We start from the raw sequence: 18331 nt of genomic DNA, 5'->3' as shown, positions 1-18331 counted from the left end.
CGGATAGCGTCACGGTGTCCGGCGGCGGGTCGCCGGGCGGCGTACGGCGTGAAGGAGGCGGTGTGTCCGGGGTGCTGCGGCTCGGTGGACGCACGTTCGACCCCGACGAGCTGGTGGTGATGGCGATCGTCAACCGCACTCCGGACTCGTTCTTCGACCGGGGCGCGACGTTCGCCGCCGACAGCGCCCTGCGGGCCGTGGAACGGGCCGTGGAGGAGGGCGCGGAGATCGTCGACATCGGCGGGGTGAAGGCCGGCCCCGGTGCCGAGGTCGACGTGGCCGAGGAGATCCGCCGTACCGTCGACACCATCGCCGCCGTCCGGACCGCCTTCCCCGACGTGGTGATCTCGATCGACACCTGGCGGGCCGAGGTCGCGGTGGAAGCGGTCGCGGCCGGCGCGGACCTGCTCAACGACACCTGGTCGGGGGCGGACCCGGCGCTGGCCCAGGTCGCCGCCCGCACCGGTGCCGGCCTGGTCTGCTCGCACGCCGGAGGGCTCAGTCCGCGTACCCGCCCGCACCGGGCCGCCTTTGCCGACGTGGTGACCGACGTGGTGACGACGGTGACCGGGCTCGCCGAACGTGCGGTGTCACTCGGCGTACGCCGGGACGGGATCCTCATCGACCCGGCGCACGACTTCGGCAAGAACACCCGGCACTCGCTGGAGATCACCCGGCGACTCGGCGAGCTGACCGCCACCGGTTGGCCGCTGCTGGTCGCCCTGTCGAACAAGGACTTCGTCGGCGAGACGTTGGACCTGCCGGTCGACGAGCGGCTGGAGGGCACGCTTGCCGCCACCGCGGTCTCCGCCTGGCTGGGCGCCCGGGTCTTCCGCGCCCACCAGGTACGCCAGACCCGGCGCGTCCTGGACATGGTCGCCAGCATCCAGGGCAGCCGCCCACCCACGGTCAGCCGACGAGGGCTCGCCTGAGCCTGCGGGCAGGCTCGGTCGAGCCCGCTCTGGTCAGGTCCAGTGCAGGATCCGGCGGCGCCAGGCGTAGAGCAGCCCGAGGGCGAGCACGGCCACGAAGATCGCCATCTCCACGACGGTGACCAGGCCGAAGTCCGGACGGTCGAAGATCAGCGCCCACGGGAAGAGGAAGACCGCCTCGACGGCGAAGAGAACGTACAGGTAGGCGTAGACGTAGTAGCGGATCTGCATCTGCGCCCAGTCGCCACCGACCGGGTCGACACCGCACTCGTAACTTGCCCGCTTTCCGGGCGGATCGGCTGGTCGAGCGGGCCGCAGCACCCGGTTCGCCGAGAACGCAACTACCAAGAAGAGGACGCTGACGAGCAGCAGCAGCCCGAGCGTCGCGTACGAGCCCAGATAGCCGGTCACAGCAGGTCAGCCTACCGTCCGGTGGGCTGGGCCACGACCGGCAGCGCGGTGGTGATCTGGATTACGCGGACCGCACGAAACAGCGCAAGACGCCACATAAACCTCCACATTTCGGTCCCAGGGAACGGACCTCCGGCAAAGGTGCGAGGTCGATTCGACGTAGGCTCTCGGGTGAGGACGACGCGCCGCACCGCGGCGCGCAGCGAAGCGAGGTGCGGGCGTGACCAAGCAGATCCGCCAACTGGACCGAGTGGTCATCCGATTCGCCGGTGACTCCGGCGACGGCATGCAGCTCACCGGTGACCGGTTCACCTCGGAGACAGCCCAGTTGGGCAACGACATCTCCACGCTGCCCAACTTCCCCGCCGAGATCCGGGCGCCCGCCGGCACCCTGCCGGGCGTGTCGAGCTTCCAGGTGCACTTCGCCGACTACGACATCCTGACGCCGGGCGACGCACCGAACGTGCTGGTGGCGATGAACCCGGCGGCGCTCAAGGCGAACCTCACCGACCTGCCCCGCGGCGCGGACATCATCGTCAACACCGACGAGTTCACCAAGCGCAACCTGGCCAAGGTCGGGTACGCGAGCAGCCCGCTGGACGACGACACGCTCGACGGTTACGCCGTGCACCCGGTGGCGCTGACCTCGATGACGATCGGCGCGCTGGCCGAGCTGGATGTGTCCAAGAAGGACGCCGAACGGGCCAAGAACATGTTCGCCCTCGGCCTGCTCAGCTGGATGTACTCCCGGCCGTACGAATCGACCCTGCGGTTCCTGGAGCGCAAGTTCGCCAAGCGCCCGGAACTGGTCGCAGCGAACGTGGCCGCCTTCAAGGCCGGCTGGAACTTCGGCGAGACCACCGAGGACTTCTCCGTCCGCTACGAGGTCAAGCCCGCGAAGATGCCGGCGGGCACCTACCGCAACATCACCGGCAACGCGGCACTGTCGCTGGGCATCGTCGCCGCCGGGGTCCGCTCCGGGCTGCCGGTCTTCCTCGGGGCGTACCCGATCACCCCGGCCTCGGACATCCTGCACGAGTTGAGCAAGCACAAGCGGCTCGGCGTGACCACCATGCAGGCCGAGGACGAGATCGCCGCGATCGGTGCCGCGCTGGGAGCGTCGTACGGCGGTGCGCTCGGTGTGACCACGACCAGCGGTCCGGGGGTGGCCCTCAAGAGCGAGACGATCTCGCTGGCGGTGGCCCTGGAGTTGCCGCTGCTCATCGTCGACGTGCAGCGGGCCGGGCCGTCCACCGGCATGCCGACCAAGACCGAGCAGGCCGACCTGAACATCGCGCTGTTCGGTCGGCACGGTGAGGCCCCGGTGGCGGTGATCGCCCCGAAGTCGCCCTCCGACTGCTTCTACGCCGCACTTGAGGCGGCCCGGATCGCGCTGACGTACCGCACTCCGGTGATCCTGCTGTCGGACAACTACGTCGCCAACGGCTCCGAGCCGTGGCTGCTGCCGGACGTGGAGTCGCTGCCCGACCTGCGGGTCGAGTTCGCCAGCGCGCCCAACGGCGAGGACGGCACCACCTTCCTGCCGTACCTGCGTGACCCGCAGACCCTGGCCCGGCCGTGGGCCATCCCGGGCACGCCCGGCCTGGAGCACCGCATCGGCGGTCTGGAGAAGGCCGACAAGACCGGCGACATCTCGTACGACCCGGCCAACCACGACTTCATGGTGCGTACCCGGGCCGCCCGGATCGAGACCATCCCGGTGCCGGACGTCGAGGTGGAGGATCCGGACGGCGACGCCCGGGTGCTGGTGCTCGGCTGGGGCTCGACGTACGGCCCGATCGGCGCGGCCTGCCGGGCCCTGCGCCAGCGCGGACTGCCGGTCGCGCAGGCGCACCTGCGACACCTCGCACCGATGCCGGCGAACCTGGGGGCGGTGCTGCGCTCCTACGACCGGGTGGTCATCCCCGAGATGAACCTCGGCCAGCTGGCCCACGTGATCCGGGCGCGCTACCTGGTCGACGCGATCGGCTACAACCAGGTCCGCGGCCTGCCGTTCACCGCCGCCGAGCTGGAGACGATGCTGGAAGAGGTCCTGAAGAATGTCTGAGCCCGTCGCCCTCAAGCTCACCGCCAAGGACTTCAAGTCCGACCAGGAGGTGCGCTGGTGCCCCGGCTGCGGTGACTACGCGATCCTCGCGGCCGTCCAGCAGTTCATGCCGGAGCTGAACATCCCCCGGGAGAACATCGTCTTCGTCTCGGGCATCGGCTGCTCGTCGCGGTTCCCGTACTACATGAACACGTACGGCATGCACTCGATCCACGGCCGGGCCCCGGCGATCGCCACCGGCCTGTCGGTCTCCCGTCCGGACCTGTCGGTCTGGGTGGTGACCGGTGACGGTGACGCGCTCTCCATCGGCGGCAACCACCTGATCCACGCGCTGCGCCGCAACGTCAATCTCAAGATCCTGCTGTTCAACAACCGGATCTACGGCCTGACCAAGGGGCAGTACAGCCCGACCTCCGAGGTCGGCAAGATCACCAAGTCGACCCCGGTCGGCTCGGCGGACGCGCCGTTCAACCCGATCTCGCTGGCGCTGGGCGCGGAGGCCACCTTCGTCGGCCGGACCATCGACTCCGACCGCAAGCACCTCCAGTCGGTGCTGCGCGCCGCCGCCGAGCACGAGGGTTCGGCGTTCGTGGAGATCTACCAGAACTGCAACATCTTCAACGACGGGGCGTTCGACCAGCTCAAGGACCCGGGCATCCGGGACGACCACCTGATCCGCCTGGAGCACGGCCAGCCGATCACCTTCGGCAAGGACGGGCAGTTCTGCGTCGTACACCCGCCGGGTGGTTTCGGTCTGGAGGTCCGCGAGACCGCGAACACCCCGGCCGAGGAGATCGTCGTGCACGACGCGGGCGTCGCCGACCCGGCGTACGCGTTCGCGCTGTCCCGGCTGCCCGGCTTCGACCTGCGCAACACCCCGATCGGGGTGTTCCGCTCGGTGGCCCGGCCGTCCTACGACAGTGTGGTGCAGGCGCAGGTCGCCGAGGCGAAGGCGAGCGTCACCGAGACCCCCGAGCAGCAGCTCGCCGGCCTGCTGGGCAGCGGCGACACCTGGACCATCGTCGGCTGACGACCGCAGCGAAGAGCGGGGCGTTCCTCTCGGAACGCCCCGCTTCTGCGTGCGGCGGCACCGCCGGGTCAGGACAGGGTGTTGGCGGTGGGCCGGTCGTCGCGTACGTGGACAAGCATGTCGCCGGTCTCGACGACCGCGCCCGCCTGATCCGCCAGGGTGACCACCTTGCCGCGCCGGACCAGCGCGATCACAAGCGATTCCAGCTCACGGGGATTCCGGCCGACCTCGTGCCGCTCGGCCGACCGCATCGCCAGCGCCATGCCCTGACCGGGAGTCAGCAGATCCTCCACCACGTCGATCAGCGGTGGCGCGGACGTGGACAGCCCGAGCAGCCGACCGGCGGTGGCCGAGGAGACGATCACGTGGTGTGCGCCGCTCTGCTTGAGCAGCGGAGCGTTCTCCGCCTCCCGGGCGGCGGCGATGATCCGCACCTGACCGGCGGTGAGCTGGCGTACGGTCAACGCCACAAGCACCGAGGCGTCATCGCTGTCGGTCGCGATGATCACCGCTTTGGCGGTCCGCACATGGGCCTGGTTGAGCACCGAGGACCGGGTCGCCGAGCCTTCGATCGCCACCAACCCGTTCGAGGTGGCCTGCCGCAACGCCGCCCCGCTGCGCTCCACCACGACGATCCTGGACTTGTCGAGCCCGTTCTCCTGGAGCGCCGAGATGGCGCTGCGACCCTTGGTGCCGTAGCCGCAGATGATGACGTGGTCCTTCAATTTCCTCTCCCACCGGTGCAGGCGACGTCCGGTCCGGTACTGCTCGGTCAGCACCTCCAGGGTGGTGCCGACCAGGATGATCAGGAACAGCACCCGGGCCGGTGTGATCAGCAGGACGTTCACCAGCCGAGCGCTCTGGGAGGCCGGCACGATGTCGCCGTAGCCGGTGGTCGACAACGAGACCACCGCGTAGTAAAAGCAGTCCAACAGGGTCAGGCCGTCATCGTTGATGTCGCGGTACTGGTCCCGTTCGAGATAGACCGCCGCGACCACGATCAACACCAGCCCGACGGCGGCGGCCAACCGTAGGCTCAACGCGCTCAGCGGGCCACGCCGCTGCGCGGGAAAATGGATCACCGCGGGACCTGCCCCGCCTCCGTCGCCTGCACGAGCACAACATAGCCCTTGGTTGGCAATCCGCACGCCGAGGTGCCCAAGCACCTGCTCTGCGGGTACGCAGTGCAGGTCGGTAGGGCGGCGCAGGCGGGCGAGCGGGACGGCGTCGGCGACGCCGGCCGGGCATGATGGGTGGGTCAGCGCAGGACCGGCGAGAGTGAGGCCCGCATGTCGTTGCTACGACGGGTGATCGGCGCGGTGCTGCGCCGGGAACGCCAGCGCCAGGGCCTGACGCTACGTGAGGTCGCCCGGGCCGCCGGAGTCTCCGTGCCCTACCTGTCCGAGGTGGAACGGGGGCGCAAGGAGGCGTCGTCCGAGGTGCTCGCGGCCGTCTGCCGCGCGCTCGGCCTCTACCTCTCCGACCTTCTCGAAGCGGTACGCGACGACCTGCGCCGGGTCGAACGCCGGATGCCCTCCACCCCGCTGGGTACCGCGCCGCTGGGCAGCCAACCGCCTCCCAGCCGGCACGCCGGCGGCTCGGTGATCTCGTCCACCCGGTCCGCCTCCGGCGGCACCCCGAGCCCGATCGCCCGACTCGGCGCGGTCGGATCCCATGCCGCCTCGACGGGTGGGCTCGACGCCACCGGCGGGCTGGCAGGCACCAGCGGTGGGCTCGCCGGCACCAACGGTGGGCTCACGGGCGCCAGCGGTGGGCTTGCCGGCGCCATCGGGAACGAACTCGCCGGGTTGTCGTTCGGCGGGTTCACACCCGTGGGCGGCGTCAGTGGGGGCCTGCGGATCACGGTGTTCACCGATCCACTCGACACCGAGACGGAACAGCCCGGTCGAGTGGTCGCCCGCGGTGCGCTGCGTCGCCCGGCAACGGTCACCAGGCCCAGCGGCAGCGCGCTGCGCCGAGCCCGACGGCTGCGGTCCGCCGCGCTGGCGGTCCGGTTGCTGCGTACGCCCTCCCGCCCCGACAGCCGACCCCGGAACACCTCCCGGCTTGGGCGACGACCCGCAGGTCACCTCGTTCCCGGCGTACTCACCCCACTGCTCCGCTCGTCGCGCGACCTCGCCCACCGCTAGGTGGTTCTGCCGAGGGCGAATCTGCCCCGGGCAGAACCACTGGGAGCCGGGTCCTGGGCTGGTCCAGCCTTGTGACGGTGCCGGTTCCCGGGCGGTCGTCTCGCCCACCGGCAACGGGAGAGGTGGACGAGATGATCACCATGCTGGACGACGGGCAGCGAACCTTCGGCGACCAGGTGTTCGAGCGGCTGCTGCGGGAACGGATCGTCTTCCTCGGCAGCGAGGTGACCGACGAGGCCGCCAACCGGATCACCGCGCAGATCCTGCTGCTCGCGGCCGAGGACTCGACCCGCGACATCCGCCTGTACATCAACTCCCCCGGCGGCTCGGTCAGCGCCGGCATGGCCGTCTACGACACCATGCGCTTCGTGCCCAACGACGTGTCGACCCTGGCACTCGGGCTGGCCGGCTCGATGGGCCAGTTCCTGCTCTGCGCGGGTACCGCCGGCAAGCGGTACGCCCTGCCGCACACCCGGATCCTGATGCACCAGCCCTCGGGCGGCATGGGTGGCACCGCCTCCGACATCACCATCCAGGCGGAGAACATGCTGCACGTGAAGCGGACCATGCAGGAACTGATCGCCCATCACAGCGGGCGCGACCTGACCGAGATCCAGCAGGACTGGGACCGCGACCGCTGGTTCACCGCCGAACAGGCCCGCGCCTACGGCCTGATCGACCACGTCCTCACCACCACCACCCAAATCCCCACCCCCTAACCCCCACCCCTTACTCGCCCCACCCCGCCCTCACCGCGCCGCCTGCCCGCCCGACGCTTCGCCGATCTTGCACTTCTGGTCGCCGAAATCGCCTAGTTAGCACCCTTTTGTCGCGACGGTAAGTGCAAGATCGACGAGGTCAGGCGACGCCTGGGGTGGGGTGGGTGGCGGGAGCGGATGGTTAGGGGCGGCGGACGGCGCGTACCACGACGTCGTGCAGGGTGATCTCCCCGCGCGGACCGGTGAGGGTGCGCTGGCCCTCCTCGGCGGTGAGGATCTCCCAGGCCGTCTCGTCCAGACGCGCTGTGATGGCTGCGGCGGTCGCCGACGCCTCGGCGGGTGGACGCTCCCCGACCTGGTGGCCATGCTCGTGCCCCCGATCATGGCCGTGACCCTGCTCGTGGTCGTGGCCCTGGTCGGGGGCGGTGGAAGGGTGTAGGTGGCCGACGATCAGCAAGGTGCCGGACGGTGCCACCCATTCCGCGAGGCGGTCGTAGAACTCCAGCTGCGGCATCGCCGGGTGGGCGTAGTGGGTGGTGACCAGATCGAAGCGGGTCTGCGGTGCCCAGCGGCTCAGGTCCGCCTCGATCCAGGTCAGGCGTTCGGAAACGCCACTCGCCGCCGCGCGTTCGGCAGCGCGGGCGAGTGCCTCGGAGGAGATGTCGGCGGCGGTCACCTGCCAGCCCTGCGAGGCGAGCCAGATCGCCTCGGCACCGGCCCCGCATCCCGCGTCCAGCGCCGTACCCGGCGACAGGGTGCCGATCTCACGCACCAGATAGGGGTTCGGCGGCTTGCTACTCATGGAGCCGGGACGGCCACCATCACCCTGCCGCCAGTGCTGCTCCCAGTACGCCTTGTCGAAGTCATGCGCCACAGCCAGTCCCCCGCTCCTGTCGTCAGGTCCGACGATGGTGGCAGCCGCGGCGCGGACCGCCAAATTTTCTTGCCAGTTCAGCAAGAACATCCCCACGTCGTGCCGCTCACAGCAACCCGACTGCCTAACCTTTTTGCGCTGTTTGTCGGTCGCCTGACGGTGCATTGGCAGAGGATTTTCTCAACGGCTCGGGCTGGAGTGCGCTGCTTCCGGCCACGATGACCCGGCCCGGGTGCGCCTGAGCCGATGTCGGATTGCGAGGTGGCGGTGGGTTCTGAAGAGCCGGCCGAGTCACCGCGCCAGAACGGGCACCACGCCATGTCCTCCCATGAGGTGGTGCTGCTGCTCGAAACGGACCCGCGCCGTGGGTTGAGCACGGACGAGGCCGCGCGTCGCCTGGAACGGTACGGGCCCAACCTGCTGCCTGCCGCCGGGGGCGGCGGCTTCCTGCGCCGGGCGCTGCGGCAGTTCCACAATCCGCTGATCTACGTGTTGATGGCGGCTGCGGTGATCACCGCGTTCCTCCACGAGTACGTGGATGCCAGCGTCATCTTCGGCGTCGTGCTGGTCAACGCCGTGGTCGGGTATGTGCAGGAGTCCAAGGCTGAGGCGGCGCTGGACAGCTTGCGGTCGATGGTGCGTACCGAGGCGCGGGTGGTGCGGGCGGGGCAGGAGCGGATGATCGCCTCGGAGGAACTCGTACCCGGGGATCTGATCGTCCTGGAGGCGGGCGACAAGGTGCCGGCGGACCTGCGCCTGGTCCGCCTGGCCGAACTGCGGGTGGACGAGTCGGCGCTGACCGGCGAGTCGGTTCCCGTCACCAAGGACGAGGCGGAACTACCCGAGGTCACCGCCGTGTCGGACCGCCGCAACATGGTCTACTCGGGCACCCTGGTCACGGCGGGCAGTGGTGCTGGCATTGCGGTGGCCACCGGCACCGAAACCGAGTTGGGGCAGATCCACCGGCTGGTCGGCGCGGCCGACAACCTGGCGACCCCGCTGACGAGCAAGCTTGCCTGGTTCAGCAAGGTGCTGACGGTGGCCATTCTCGTCCTGGCGGCGATGACCTTCGGTGTCGGTGTGCTGCGCGGTCAGGACGCGACCGAAACCTTCACTGCGGCCATCGCGCTCGCGGTGGGGGCGATTCCGGAAGGACTGCCGGCGGCCGTCACCGTCACGTTGGCCATCGGCGTGACGCGGATGGCGCGGCGGCGGGCGGTGATTCGCCGCCTGCCGGCGATCGAGACGCTGGGGAGCACCACGGTCATCTGTTCCGACAAGACGGGCACGTTGACCGAGAACCAGATGACGGTACGGGTGCTCTGGACGCCGGACGGCGAGTTCTCCGTGACCGGCTCGGGTTACCGCCCCGATGGAGAAATCTGTGGCCCCTCCGGTGCGATGGCCGACGAGGCGACGAGCGAGTCCCTGCGCTGGACTCTGCTGGCGGGCGCAGGCTGCAACGACGCCCGGGTACGCGAGGAGAACGGCGAGTGGTTCATCACCGGTGATCCGACCGAGGGGGCGATGCTTGTGGTCGCCGGGAAGGGTGGGATCGACCGCGACCGGCTCGACAACACCTTGCCGCGTACCGCCACGATCCCGTTCAGCTCGGAGCGGCAGTACATGGCCACCCTGCACCGCGAACCCGACTCCGGGCGCGAGATCGTGCTGGCCAAAGGCAGCGTGGAGCAGATCGTGGCGATGTGCCGTACGGAGATGAGCGGCGACGGGACGACCCGCCCGCTCGACGCCGAGGCGGCGCTGCGCTGCGCAGAGGCGCTGTCCAGCCAGGGGCTCAGGGTGCTCGCGACGGCCGTACGTCGGGACGGGGAGTCCGGCGACTTCAACGAAGATCACCTGCCCGGCACGCTGACCCTGACGGGCCTGCAGGCGATGCTGGATCCGCCCAGGAGTGCCGCCGCGCCCGCGGTACGCGCCTGCCACGACGCCGGGATCGGCGTGAAGATGATTACCGGGGATCACGTGGCGACGGCCACTGCCATCGCCACCCACCTCGCCATTCTCGGTGACGACCAGCAGGGAAGGGTGCTCACCGGCAGAGACCTTCAGACACTGCCGGCCGAGCGGTTCCCGGAGACGGTGGACCGCGCCACGGTGTTCGCGCGCGTGTCCCCGGAGCAGAAGCTGCGGCTGGTCGAGACGCTCCAGCGGCGCGGGCACGTGGTCGCGGTGACCGGCGACGGGGTGAACGACGCCCCGGCGTTACGTCAGGCCAACATCGGCATCGCCATGGCGCGTAGCGGGACCGAGGTCGCCAAGGATGCCGCCGACATGGTGCTGACCGACGACGACTTCGCCACCATCGAGGCCGCGGTCGAAGAGGGCCGTGGAGTCTTCGACAACCTCATCAAGTTCATCGTCTGGACGCTGCCGACGAACCTCGGTGAAGGTCTGGTCATCTTCGTGGCCATCGTCCTGGGCGCGACCCTTCCGCTGCTGCCGACCCAGATCCTGTGGATCAACATGACCACCGCCGTCCTGCTCGGCCTGATGCTCGCCTTCGAGCCGAAGGAGAGCGGCATCATGCGACGGCCGCCCCGCGACCCCCGACGACCACTGTTGACCGGCGCTCTCGTGGCCCGGATCGCGCTGGTGGCCGCGCTGCTCGTCGCCGGCGCCTGGTTGCTGTTCGAGTGGGAGCAGCGTCGGGGCGCCGGTGTGGCCGAAGCACGGACCGCAGCGCTCAACCTCTTCGTCGTGGTGGAGATGCTCTACCTGTTCAGCTGCCGTTCGCTCGTGCACTCCGCCTGGCGCATCGGCTTCTTCACCAACCGCTGGGTGCTGGGCGGCGTACTGCTGCAGGCCGTGGCCCAGCTCGCCATCACCTACCTGCCGGCGATGAACAGCATCTTCGACACCGCGCCGATCGGCGGTGACGTCTGGCTGCGCATCTTCGCGGTCGGGGCCGCAGCCGCCGCCGTCGTCGCGCTCGACAAGCGACTCCGAAGGAACCTCGTCTGAGCCGACCTGCGGGTACGAGCGAGGTGGGAATGGCAGTTCCGATCGCAGTTCGATGTCGGCGCGCTTCCAGCCCTTGTGGGCGGTCACGATGGGCCGATGCCGACGTCCCGGGCGAGCAGCGCCGCCTGCACACGGTCGGCGACACCGAGCTTTCCGAGGATCGCCGAGACCTGGTTCCGGATGGTCTTCGTGCTCAGCCCGAAACGGCGGGCGATCTGAGCGTTGTCCTCACCACCGGCCAGGTGCGCCAGGATGTCCCGTTCGCGCGGGGTGAGCCGGTCGAAGGGCGGCGGCAGGCTGACCGCCGTCGGCTGCGCCCGGCCCAACGCGGCGGCGGTGATCCCCGGCCCCAGCACCACGCCCCCACCGGCCACGGTCCGCAGCGCATCGACCACCAGATCGGGGTCTGTGTCCTTGAGCAGGTAGCCCCGGGCACCGACCTGCAGGGCACGGGCGACCAGCTCGTCCTCGTCGGCCATGGTCAGCATCACGACCGCGGTCTCCGGCCGGTGCCGCAGGATCTGACCGACCGCCTGCACACCGTCACCGTCCGGCAGCGCGATGTCCATCGCCACGACGGTGACCTGTTCGTGTGCGACCGCGGCGATCGCCTCGGCGCAGGAGGCCGCTTCCAGCACCTCCGCCACCCAGGACTCGCCCTCCAGCATCGTGCGCAAGCCACGGCGTACCACCGGATGGTCGTCGACGATGAGCACGCGGGCCTGTTCCGACATGCCTACCCCTCTCCCGCGCTCCGGCGGCTATTCGTCCTCGACCCACGGCAGCCGGACCCGCACCAGCGTCCCACCCTGCGCCCCGGCGGTAATCTCACAGCTGCCGCCGAGTTCTGCCGCCCGATGGCGGAACGAGTCCAGACCCACCCCGCCGGGCCGCGGACCGGCCAGTCCGATCCCGTCGTCGGCCACCTCCACCAGCAGGCCGTCGCCGCGACTGACCCGGACCTCGCACCGGTTGGCGTGGGCATGGCGTACCACGTTGGACAGCGCCTCGGCCACTATCCGGTACGCCGCCACCTCCACCGCCGCGGGCAGGGTCCGCAGGTCGCCGTCGACCGTGAGGTCTATCCCGAGCTGCGGGCCGTCGAAGCGCCGGCACTCCGCCCGCAGCGCCGACTCCAGTCCCTGGTCGAGCGCGGCCGGCCGCAGCTGGTCCACCAGCCGGCGTACCTCGGCGGTGCAGGTACGCAGGTCGTCGGCGAGCCGGTCGAGGATCAGCTCCAGCCGTGGCGTACCGGTGGCGAGTTTGCTCGCCGCGCGTACCTGCATCGACATGCCGGCGAAGGTGGGACCGAGCCCGTCGTGCAGGTCCCGACGTAGCCGGCGGCGTTCCTCCTCCCGCGCCAGGACCAGTCCCTCCCGCGCCTGGCGGAGCTGACGGATCAGCCGGGCGGTCGCCACCGCCGCGGTGGCCTGCCGGGCCACGTCGGTGAGGATCCGACGCTCCATCGGGGTGAACCGGTCACCGGTACGGCGGTGGGCCACCACCAGCTGACCGACCCGGTCGCCGTGGATGAGCATGTCGAAGCGCTCCATCGAGGTGGTCGGCGTGCCGTGTGCCGCGCCGCCGTCCGGCAGGTCACCTCCGTCGGCGTCGTCCACCTCGACCGACACGTACGGCACCCGCAGTGACCTGGCGATGGTGTCGGCCAGCAGCGCCGGCACCGCATGCGGCTGTCCGGTCCGTTCCAGCAGGCTGCCGAGCCGGGTCAGCATCGCGTACGGATCGTCGCGGTCCCCGTAGAGCAGCCGGTTGACGCCTCGCTGCACCCGACCGCGCAGCGGCTCGAAGGTGATCGCGATCAGGCCGGTGGCGACCAGGGACGCGTTCGAGGTGTCCGGGCCGACGACCAGGTCCCGCAGCAGCGCGACGATGGCCACGAAGCCAGCGATCACCAGCAGGCTCATCACCAGCCAGACCAACGTCCGGTTGATCACGCGTTCGAGCTGGTAGAGCCGGTAACGCAGCACGGCGAGGGTCATCGCGCCCGGAATCGCGACCACCATCAGCGCCCAGGCCCCGGCCAGGTTGAGCGCGTCGAGCACGCCGCCGAGCAGGAACAGGGCACCCGCCACCAGCAGGCAGGCCAGCTGCTGACGGGTCTGGCCCGTCGCGCGGTGCCAGCGTCTGGCCAGCGACACCAGGACCGCCACCACCAGCAGCACCTGTACGACGATCGCCAGCAGGGCGATGCGTACCAACAGTTGCGCCCGCCCGGTCGCCGCCAGCTCACCGGCGAGCAGCAGGCCGCGCGGGTCGTCGAGGGCGGCGACGGCGAATGCGCCGGTGGTCAGGCCGCCGGCCCCGATGAGGCCGCCCGCCACGACCCGCCAGCGCGGGCCGGGAAGCTTACCGTCGGGAAAGACCAGCAGGGCCAGGATGACCAGGGTGTACGGCGGCCACCACAGCCACTGGCCCAGCCAGGCCAGCGGCAGCCACGACGACCAGCTCAGCGCGAGCACTGCGATCGTGGCGACCAGACCGGCGGCGAGCATCAGCCGGCCCACCGGGTGACCCGGCACCCCGGCCAGCACCAGGGCGCCGAGTGCGGTGAACGCGGCGGCGAAGACCGCGGTAAGCGTGCTGGGGCCGAACAGCAGCGGGTCCCGCTGAAGAAGTTGGCCGACCAGGACGAGCAGCGCCACCGCCACCGCCGCACCGACCAGCAGGCCGCGTCGAGTCGTTGTGGATCCCTCAGCGGGCGTCACGGTCGGCCTCCTGGTCGACGATGGCGGTCAGTGCGCCCAACCGGCGGCGTGCATGGCGTTGTGCAGGAAGTTGCCGGCAGTTCCCTTCCCCGGCTCGTGCCAGGGCATCTTCTCGATGGCGTCGGCCAGCGTGCCGTTCAGCGCCGGCAGTTCGCGCACCGTCTCGGCAGCGCCGACGCGGAAGCCGCCCCCCGACTCCTGGTCGGACTTGAGGAACCGTTCGAGGTGATCGAGCACCGCCTGAAGGCGGCGCTGCACCGCCGCCGGGTCGGCGGGTTCGCTGCTCGGCTGCAGGTCGGTCAGGCACCACTGCCGGTCGAAGCTGGGGACCAGCCGCCGACCGGTGAAGTCGAAGAACTCCACCGCGCCGCGCAGCGGGTCGCCCTCGGACTGCTCTTCGAGCAGTCGCCGCAGGTCCGGGTAGGTGTGTGCGAAGGTGTCGTCGTTGGCGATCAGCAGGATGCCGTCGTCTGCCCCACCCGTGAACAGGCTCATCTGACTCTCCTTTGTGTACAGCGGGAAGCAAGGGATCAGTCAATACGATGTCGGGGTGGGTCGGGACCTCCCCCCGGTCGCCCCGCCCCACCCCGGCGGCCAGTCGTTACGATCGTTGGCCGCGAGATATTCGTACTTGTGGACACTCCCGAGCCGATGCTGGCTGCCGTCGCGACTAGCGCGGCCACGGCAACCAACTCGCTCGGCACCCGAATCGCTTAGCTGATCTTGAGTAGCGTGGCCTTTGGCTGCGTCGCCGGCGCCAGGGCGGGTGAGCCGTCCAGGTTGTACTGCTTGAGGTTGACCTGGACGTTCTCACTGTTCCCACCGGCGAACATGCCGCCAACGGTTCCGGCGGCCCGCGCACCGCTGCGGTAGATGTAATCGCCGCTCAGCGTGTACGGCACCCGGATGTTCGCATGGGTGACGGTGACCGTGGCCTCCACGATCGATCGCGCCGGGACCAGCACGGGCTGCCGCCAGGAGACCGTACGGCTACGCGAGGTGGAACCGTTCTGGGTGTAGCTGAAGGACCCTTCGGCCGTTACCGTCACCTTGCCGTCGGCGAAGATCGGGAAGCCGGCCCTGATGGCGGTCGACACCGAGACCTTGACCCCGGCGGTGTCCGACCAGCCCTCGGTCTCCGTCACCGTCTTCGAACCGCTGATCTCGGTGGACTGCTGCAACGACGTGTCGTTGCGGTTCGTCACCTTGTCCAACTGCTGAAGTGACGTTCCGAGCAGCTGCGCCCGAGCGATGTCGTAGTTGATGTCGTACGCCATGAACTCGACGATGTCGTCCATCTGACGGCAGACGGACTTGTTCGCTCCCCCGCCGACGCTGATCGCCGTCACACAGACGTTGTTTCCTGCGGCCGACGCGGGCAGCACCACGTCGAAGCCGTGCGCCGCACCGTACTGCGGGTAGGCGGCGGCGACGTCGGGCCGGTGCTGGTTGGCGACCATGGATCGGACCTGCGTGCCGTTGATGCTGATGTTCACGGTCAGCGCCGTGGTCGGCGCGTCGTTGTCCGCCGTCCAACCCCAGACGTGCACCCCGTCCCGGGACACCGTCTGCCGTGCCCCGTCGAAGGCGAGCACCGGGACGAAGCCCGACGGCGGCGGCGGGTCCTCCGGCGGCTCGTAACCACACGCCGGCGGCGGGATCGGGACGTTGCAGTAGGGTGCCGCCGACGCCGGCTGCGCCGCCACCAGGACCATCACCCATCCGGTCACGACGGCACTCAGGACCGCCACACTCTTTCGTACTCGCATCGAACCTCGACTCCTCGTCACGCTTCGGTAAGAAGGCCGGTCGTCTGCCGGTAGGGCGGCAGCGGCCGTTTCGTATCGGAAGTCTGTTGGCCCGACCGACCCGGTCACCAGGGACGCCCGTCCCGGGCCACCGGGAGGTTGTCCCGACTCCCCAATGGCAATGCCCTGGCCGTGGAAAATCGCCATCTCGCGGACGAAACCGAGGCTGGCCGGAGGATGTGGTCATGTTGGCGGCAGCCGATAGCCTCTCGCCAACTGGCGAAAGGGATGGCGATGGACCTTCGTGACGTGGGGCTTGGACGGCTGAAGGGCGTCGCCGACGCCGCGGGACGAATGGTCGTTGACAGCACAAGCGTCGCGAGGCAACGTGTCGCTGATGTCGCGGGCGATGCCCAGGAGAAAGTGAAGCAGTCCGCCGAGCAGGTCATGGCGAAGGTCGGAGAAGTGAAGGACGGACTGTCGGCACGTACCTCCCGCGACCGCGCTGATGTCGGCGACCTGTCCGCGCTCACTGCCGACGGGAAGTTGTTGTATTGCCGGGTGTTGGTGAGCTTGGCGCTTGTCGACGGCCTTCTCGATCCTCGTGAGATCGCGAATCTGTACCTGTTCGCATCGATGATCGGCCTCGACGACGAGGCGCGGTCGCAGCTGCGTAGCGATATCACCGGGGCGCAACGCGATACGGCGAACCGTGCAGCGGTCCCCAATGCCACGGTGGAGCTGGCCAGGGAATTGCGCGACCTCCTCGACGAGGATCAACGCGAGCCGGTGTTCACCGTCCTGGTACGCGATCTGGTGCGCATCTCGCGTGCCGACAGGCATGCCGCAGACGCCGAGCGTGAGCGAATCGTCCTCGTCGCAGGGCTGGTCTTCACCGAGTCGGCGGGCCAGGTCGTGGAGGCGACCGAACGTTTCGTGGTCACCGAGGAGGACTTTGCCTCCGGCCGGATCACGACGAGCCAACTGGAAGCCGCCACCAAGGACATCGCTGTCAAGGCTGCGGCATTCGGAACCCCGATCGCCGCGATCAGTCTCGCCGGCAGTGTCTCCGGCCTCAGCGGAGCGGGCATCACCTCGGGTCTGGCGGCCCTGGGGTTCGGCGGCCTGCTGGGACTGAGCGCGATGGCCACCGGGATCGGCACCGTGGTGATCCTCGGCGTCGTGGTCCATCAGGGCGCGCGTTACGTGCTGGCCACCAACGAGCGGGAACGGGAAAAGCGTCGCGAGCATCTGATCCAGCAGGTCATCAAGAACCACCAGCAGGCAATGGCCGAGCTCACCGACGACATCGCCGGACTCGCTCGCCGAATGGATGCCTACCTCACCCAGACCACGCGCAACGAAGAACGACTCGCCACGCTCAGGGCCGAACTGGTCGCCTTCCAGTCGGCCCTGGTGAACCTCCAGACCAGCCAGGAGCTTTTCGAACAGCGAGAGCCACTCCGTGTCGGGTGATCAACTCTCGGCTGCCGCCGCGGTCGTGGCGTACCAGGCCGTCACGCTCACCGAACTGCGAAGCCTGTTCGACGAGGTGGACTTCGACCTGAAGGAAGTCCTCGAACGCGAAGGCCGGATCAGCGACAGCCTGGACTCGGTCACCTCCGAGTTCGATGCGGTGCGCGCCCGTCTCCACGCGATGGGCGTCCTCGTACCGGCCTCACCGTCCCCGCCGGTCGCAGCGGCCGCGGTGAGCGTCGAGGAAACGCACCACTCCCGCTACGCCGTGCCCGTCGTCCCGACCGAGGACGACTTCGATCAGCTTGTCAGGCTTGCCGAAGCCCAATTGGATCTGCTGGGTGTCGATCTGACCCGGGATCCCCTCCAGCAGATTCTTCCCCCTGGTCAGATAGCTGCCAGCCTGCGCAGCTACACCGACGAACACGGCGACATCAGCTGGGACGAGACCGACTGGACGGTCGTCCTGGTCGCCGGAGCCCTCGCGACCCTCCTGGACATCGTCCTCGTCCGCATCCCCCAGGATTCCACCTTCCTCGGCACGAAGCAGGCGGGGTCACCCCTCACGAAGTGGCTTCAGAACAAGGATCGGGCTGAAGACATCCACGCCCGATTCTTCACGGGGTTCGAGAAACTCGCCAAAGTGCCATATGACGCCCCCACCACGAAAGCCACCGGAGGCCTGGTCAGCGGGATGCGGCCGGCCATTCACCGGCTCCAGAGCCTCGGCCACGATCCGGTCCTGGGCTTCTTCTACGGCGTGGCGGACCTCATGCACGGCACCGGCACCTACATCGACAAGGCGGGCCAACTGGTTCAGGTCGCCACCACACACGACCCGGTCAGCCTGATCACCGCCCTCATCACGCAGGTACGCCACCTGCTCTCGGACGTCTACACACCCGCCGGCCTTCAGCCCCCGTTCTTCAGCCTGCTCCAACTGGGTCAGATCAATTCGCCGTTCGCATTGACCCCCTCCGGCGTGAAGGTGCCCTGGACCGATGTCGCCCGCCACATGTACACGAACGGCTACGACCTGCGCCACTTCTTCACGATGGGCATCACTCCGGGAATCGTGTCCGCGATCATCCGCGGGTACTGGCTTCTCAAGAGCTACGCCACCGGGGGCACCGCTGCGCAACGGAAGTTGGAGCACGCCAAGCTCACCTCCATGCTGCTGCTCGGGCACACCATCGCGACCTCAGGCACACT

General features: G+C 69.3%; 14 protein-coding genes and 1 pseudogene. 8 read left to right on the top strand and 7 right to left on the bottom strand.

What is annotated here, in order from left to right:
- Window positions 1-62 precede the first annotated feature (62 nt).
- Window positions 63-932 carry a dihydropteroate synthase gene (folP, locus tag Vgi01_RS02520; protein ID WP_204290028.1) on the top strand — a complete coding sequence of 290 codons (870 nt, stop codon included), beginning with the start codon at window positions 63-65 and terminating at the stop codon, window positions 930-932.
- A gap of 33 nt (window positions 933-965) precedes the next feature.
- Here the strand turns inward: folP and ndhC are convergent, their stop codons facing one another.
- Window positions 966-1343 carry an NADH-quinone oxidoreductase subunit A gene (gene ndhC / locus Vgi01_RS02515; protein ID WP_013731400.1) on the bottom strand — a complete coding sequence of 126 codons (378 nt, stop codon included), beginning with the start codon at window positions 1341-1343 and terminating at the stop codon, window positions 966-968.
- 220 nt (window positions 1344-1563) lie between these two features.
- Here ndhC and Vgi01_RS02510 point away from each other — a divergent pair, with 220 nt between their 5' ends.
- Window positions 1564-3411: a 2-oxoacid:acceptor oxidoreductase subunit alpha gene (locus Vgi01_RS02510; protein ID WP_102658608.1), complete on the top strand. Its 1848-nt coding sequence runs from the start codon at window positions 1564-1566 to the stop codon at window positions 3409-3411.
- Window positions 3404-4441 (top strand): 2-oxoacid:ferredoxin oxidoreductase subunit beta, encoded by a 1038-nt coding sequence (locus Vgi01_RS02505; RefSeq protein WP_204290027.1) that lies wholly within the window; start codon window positions 3404-3406, stop codon window positions 4439-4441. Before Vgi01_RS02510 ends, Vgi01_RS02505 begins: the two co-directional genes overlap by 8 nt.
- Before the next feature lie 68 nt (window positions 4442-4509).
- Here Vgi01_RS02505 and Vgi01_RS02500 read toward each other — a convergent pair whose 3' ends face one another.
- A complete protein-coding gene (locus Vgi01_RS02500; protein WP_102658606.1) occupies window positions 4510-5523 on the bottom strand; it encodes a potassium channel family protein in 1014 nt (337 codons plus the stop codon).
- Between the two features lie 207 nt (window positions 5524-5730).
- Between Vgi01_RS02500 and Vgi01_RS02495 the strand changes: the two are divergent.
- Together Vgi01_RS02495 and Vgi01_RS02490 are read left to right on the top strand one after the other, a co-directional pair.
- Window positions 5731-5976: pseudogene (locus tag Vgi01_RS02495) on the top strand (helix-turn-helix domain-containing protein); the annotation flags it as partial.
- 746 nt (window positions 5977-6722) lie between these two features.
- The gene (locus tag Vgi01_RS02490) at window positions 6723-7310 is read left to right on the top strand and encodes an ATP-dependent Clp protease proteolytic subunit (RefSeq protein WP_102658667.1); all 588 of its coding nucleotides are present in this window, start codon (window positions 6723-6725) and stop codon (window positions 7308-7310) included.
- 181 nt (window positions 7311-7491) lie between these two features.
- Here the strand turns inward: Vgi01_RS02490 and Vgi01_RS02485 are convergent, their stop codons facing one another.
- Complete coding sequence (locus Vgi01_RS02485) at window positions 7492-8184, bottom strand: class I SAM-dependent methyltransferase (RefSeq protein WP_204290026.1); 693 nt, start codon at window positions 8182-8184, stop codon at window positions 7492-7494.
- A 318-nt stretch (window positions 8185-8502) separates the two neighbouring features.
- Here Vgi01_RS02485 and Vgi01_RS02480 point away from each other — a divergent pair, with 318 nt between their 5' ends.
- Window positions 8503-11169: a cation-transporting P-type ATPase gene (locus Vgi01_RS02480; protein WP_239088776.1), complete on the top strand. Its 2667-nt coding sequence runs from the start codon at window positions 8503-8505 to the stop codon at window positions 11167-11169.
- A gap of 83 nt (window positions 11170-11252) precedes the next feature.
- Here the strand turns inward: Vgi01_RS02480 and Vgi01_RS02475 are convergent, their stop codons facing one another.
- The 4 genes from Vgi01_RS02475 to Vgi01_RS02460 form a co-directional block, all read right to left on the bottom strand.
- A complete protein-coding gene (locus Vgi01_RS02475; protein WP_102659119.1) occupies window positions 11253-11903 on the bottom strand; it encodes a response regulator in 651 nt (216 codons plus the stop codon).
- Window positions 11904-11930: 27 nt separating this feature from the next.
- The gene (locus Vgi01_RS02470; RefSeq protein ID WP_239088772.1) at window positions 11931-13895 is read right to left on the bottom strand and encodes a sensor histidine kinase; all 1965 of its coding nucleotides are present in this window, start codon (window positions 13893-13895) and stop codon (window positions 11931-11933) included.
- 27 nt (window positions 13896-13922) lie between these two features.
- Window positions 13923-14390, bottom strand: a complete 468-nt coding sequence (locus Vgi01_RS02465; protein WP_204290024.1) for a hypothetical protein — start codon at window positions 14388-14390, stop codon at window positions 13923-13925.
- 218 nt (window positions 14391-14608) lie between these two features.
- Window positions 14609-15664, bottom strand: a complete 1056-nt coding sequence (locus Vgi01_RS02460; RefSeq protein WP_158244915.1) for an ETX/MTX2 family pore-forming toxin — start codon at window positions 15662-15664, stop codon at window positions 14609-14611.
- 273 nt (window positions 15665-15937) lie between these two features.
- On the opposite strand from Vgi01_RS02460, the gene Vgi01_RS02455 reads away from it, so the two are divergent.
- Together Vgi01_RS02455 and Vgi01_RS02450 are read left to right on the top strand one after the other, a co-directional pair.
- Window positions 15938-17119 (top strand): tellurite resistance TerB family protein, encoded by a 1182-nt coding sequence (locus tag Vgi01_RS02455; RefSeq protein ID WP_204290023.1) that lies wholly within the window; start codon window positions 15938-15940, stop codon window positions 17117-17119.
- A 25-nt stretch (window positions 17120-17144) separates the two neighbouring features.
- On the top strand, window positions 17145-18331 hold a 1187-nt coding region (locus Vgi01_RS02450; RefSeq protein WP_204290022.1), incomplete at its 3' end, for a hypothetical protein.

The sequence above is a fragment of the Micromonospora gifhornensis genome (assembly GCF_016863515.1).
GTDB classification, from domain to species: domain Bacteria; phylum Actinomycetota; class Actinomycetes; order Mycobacteriales; family Micromonosporaceae; genus Micromonospora; species Micromonospora gifhornensis.
The sequence above is the reverse complement of the archived record's forward strand: the minus strand, read 5'-3'. Positions and strand labels throughout refer to the sequence as shown.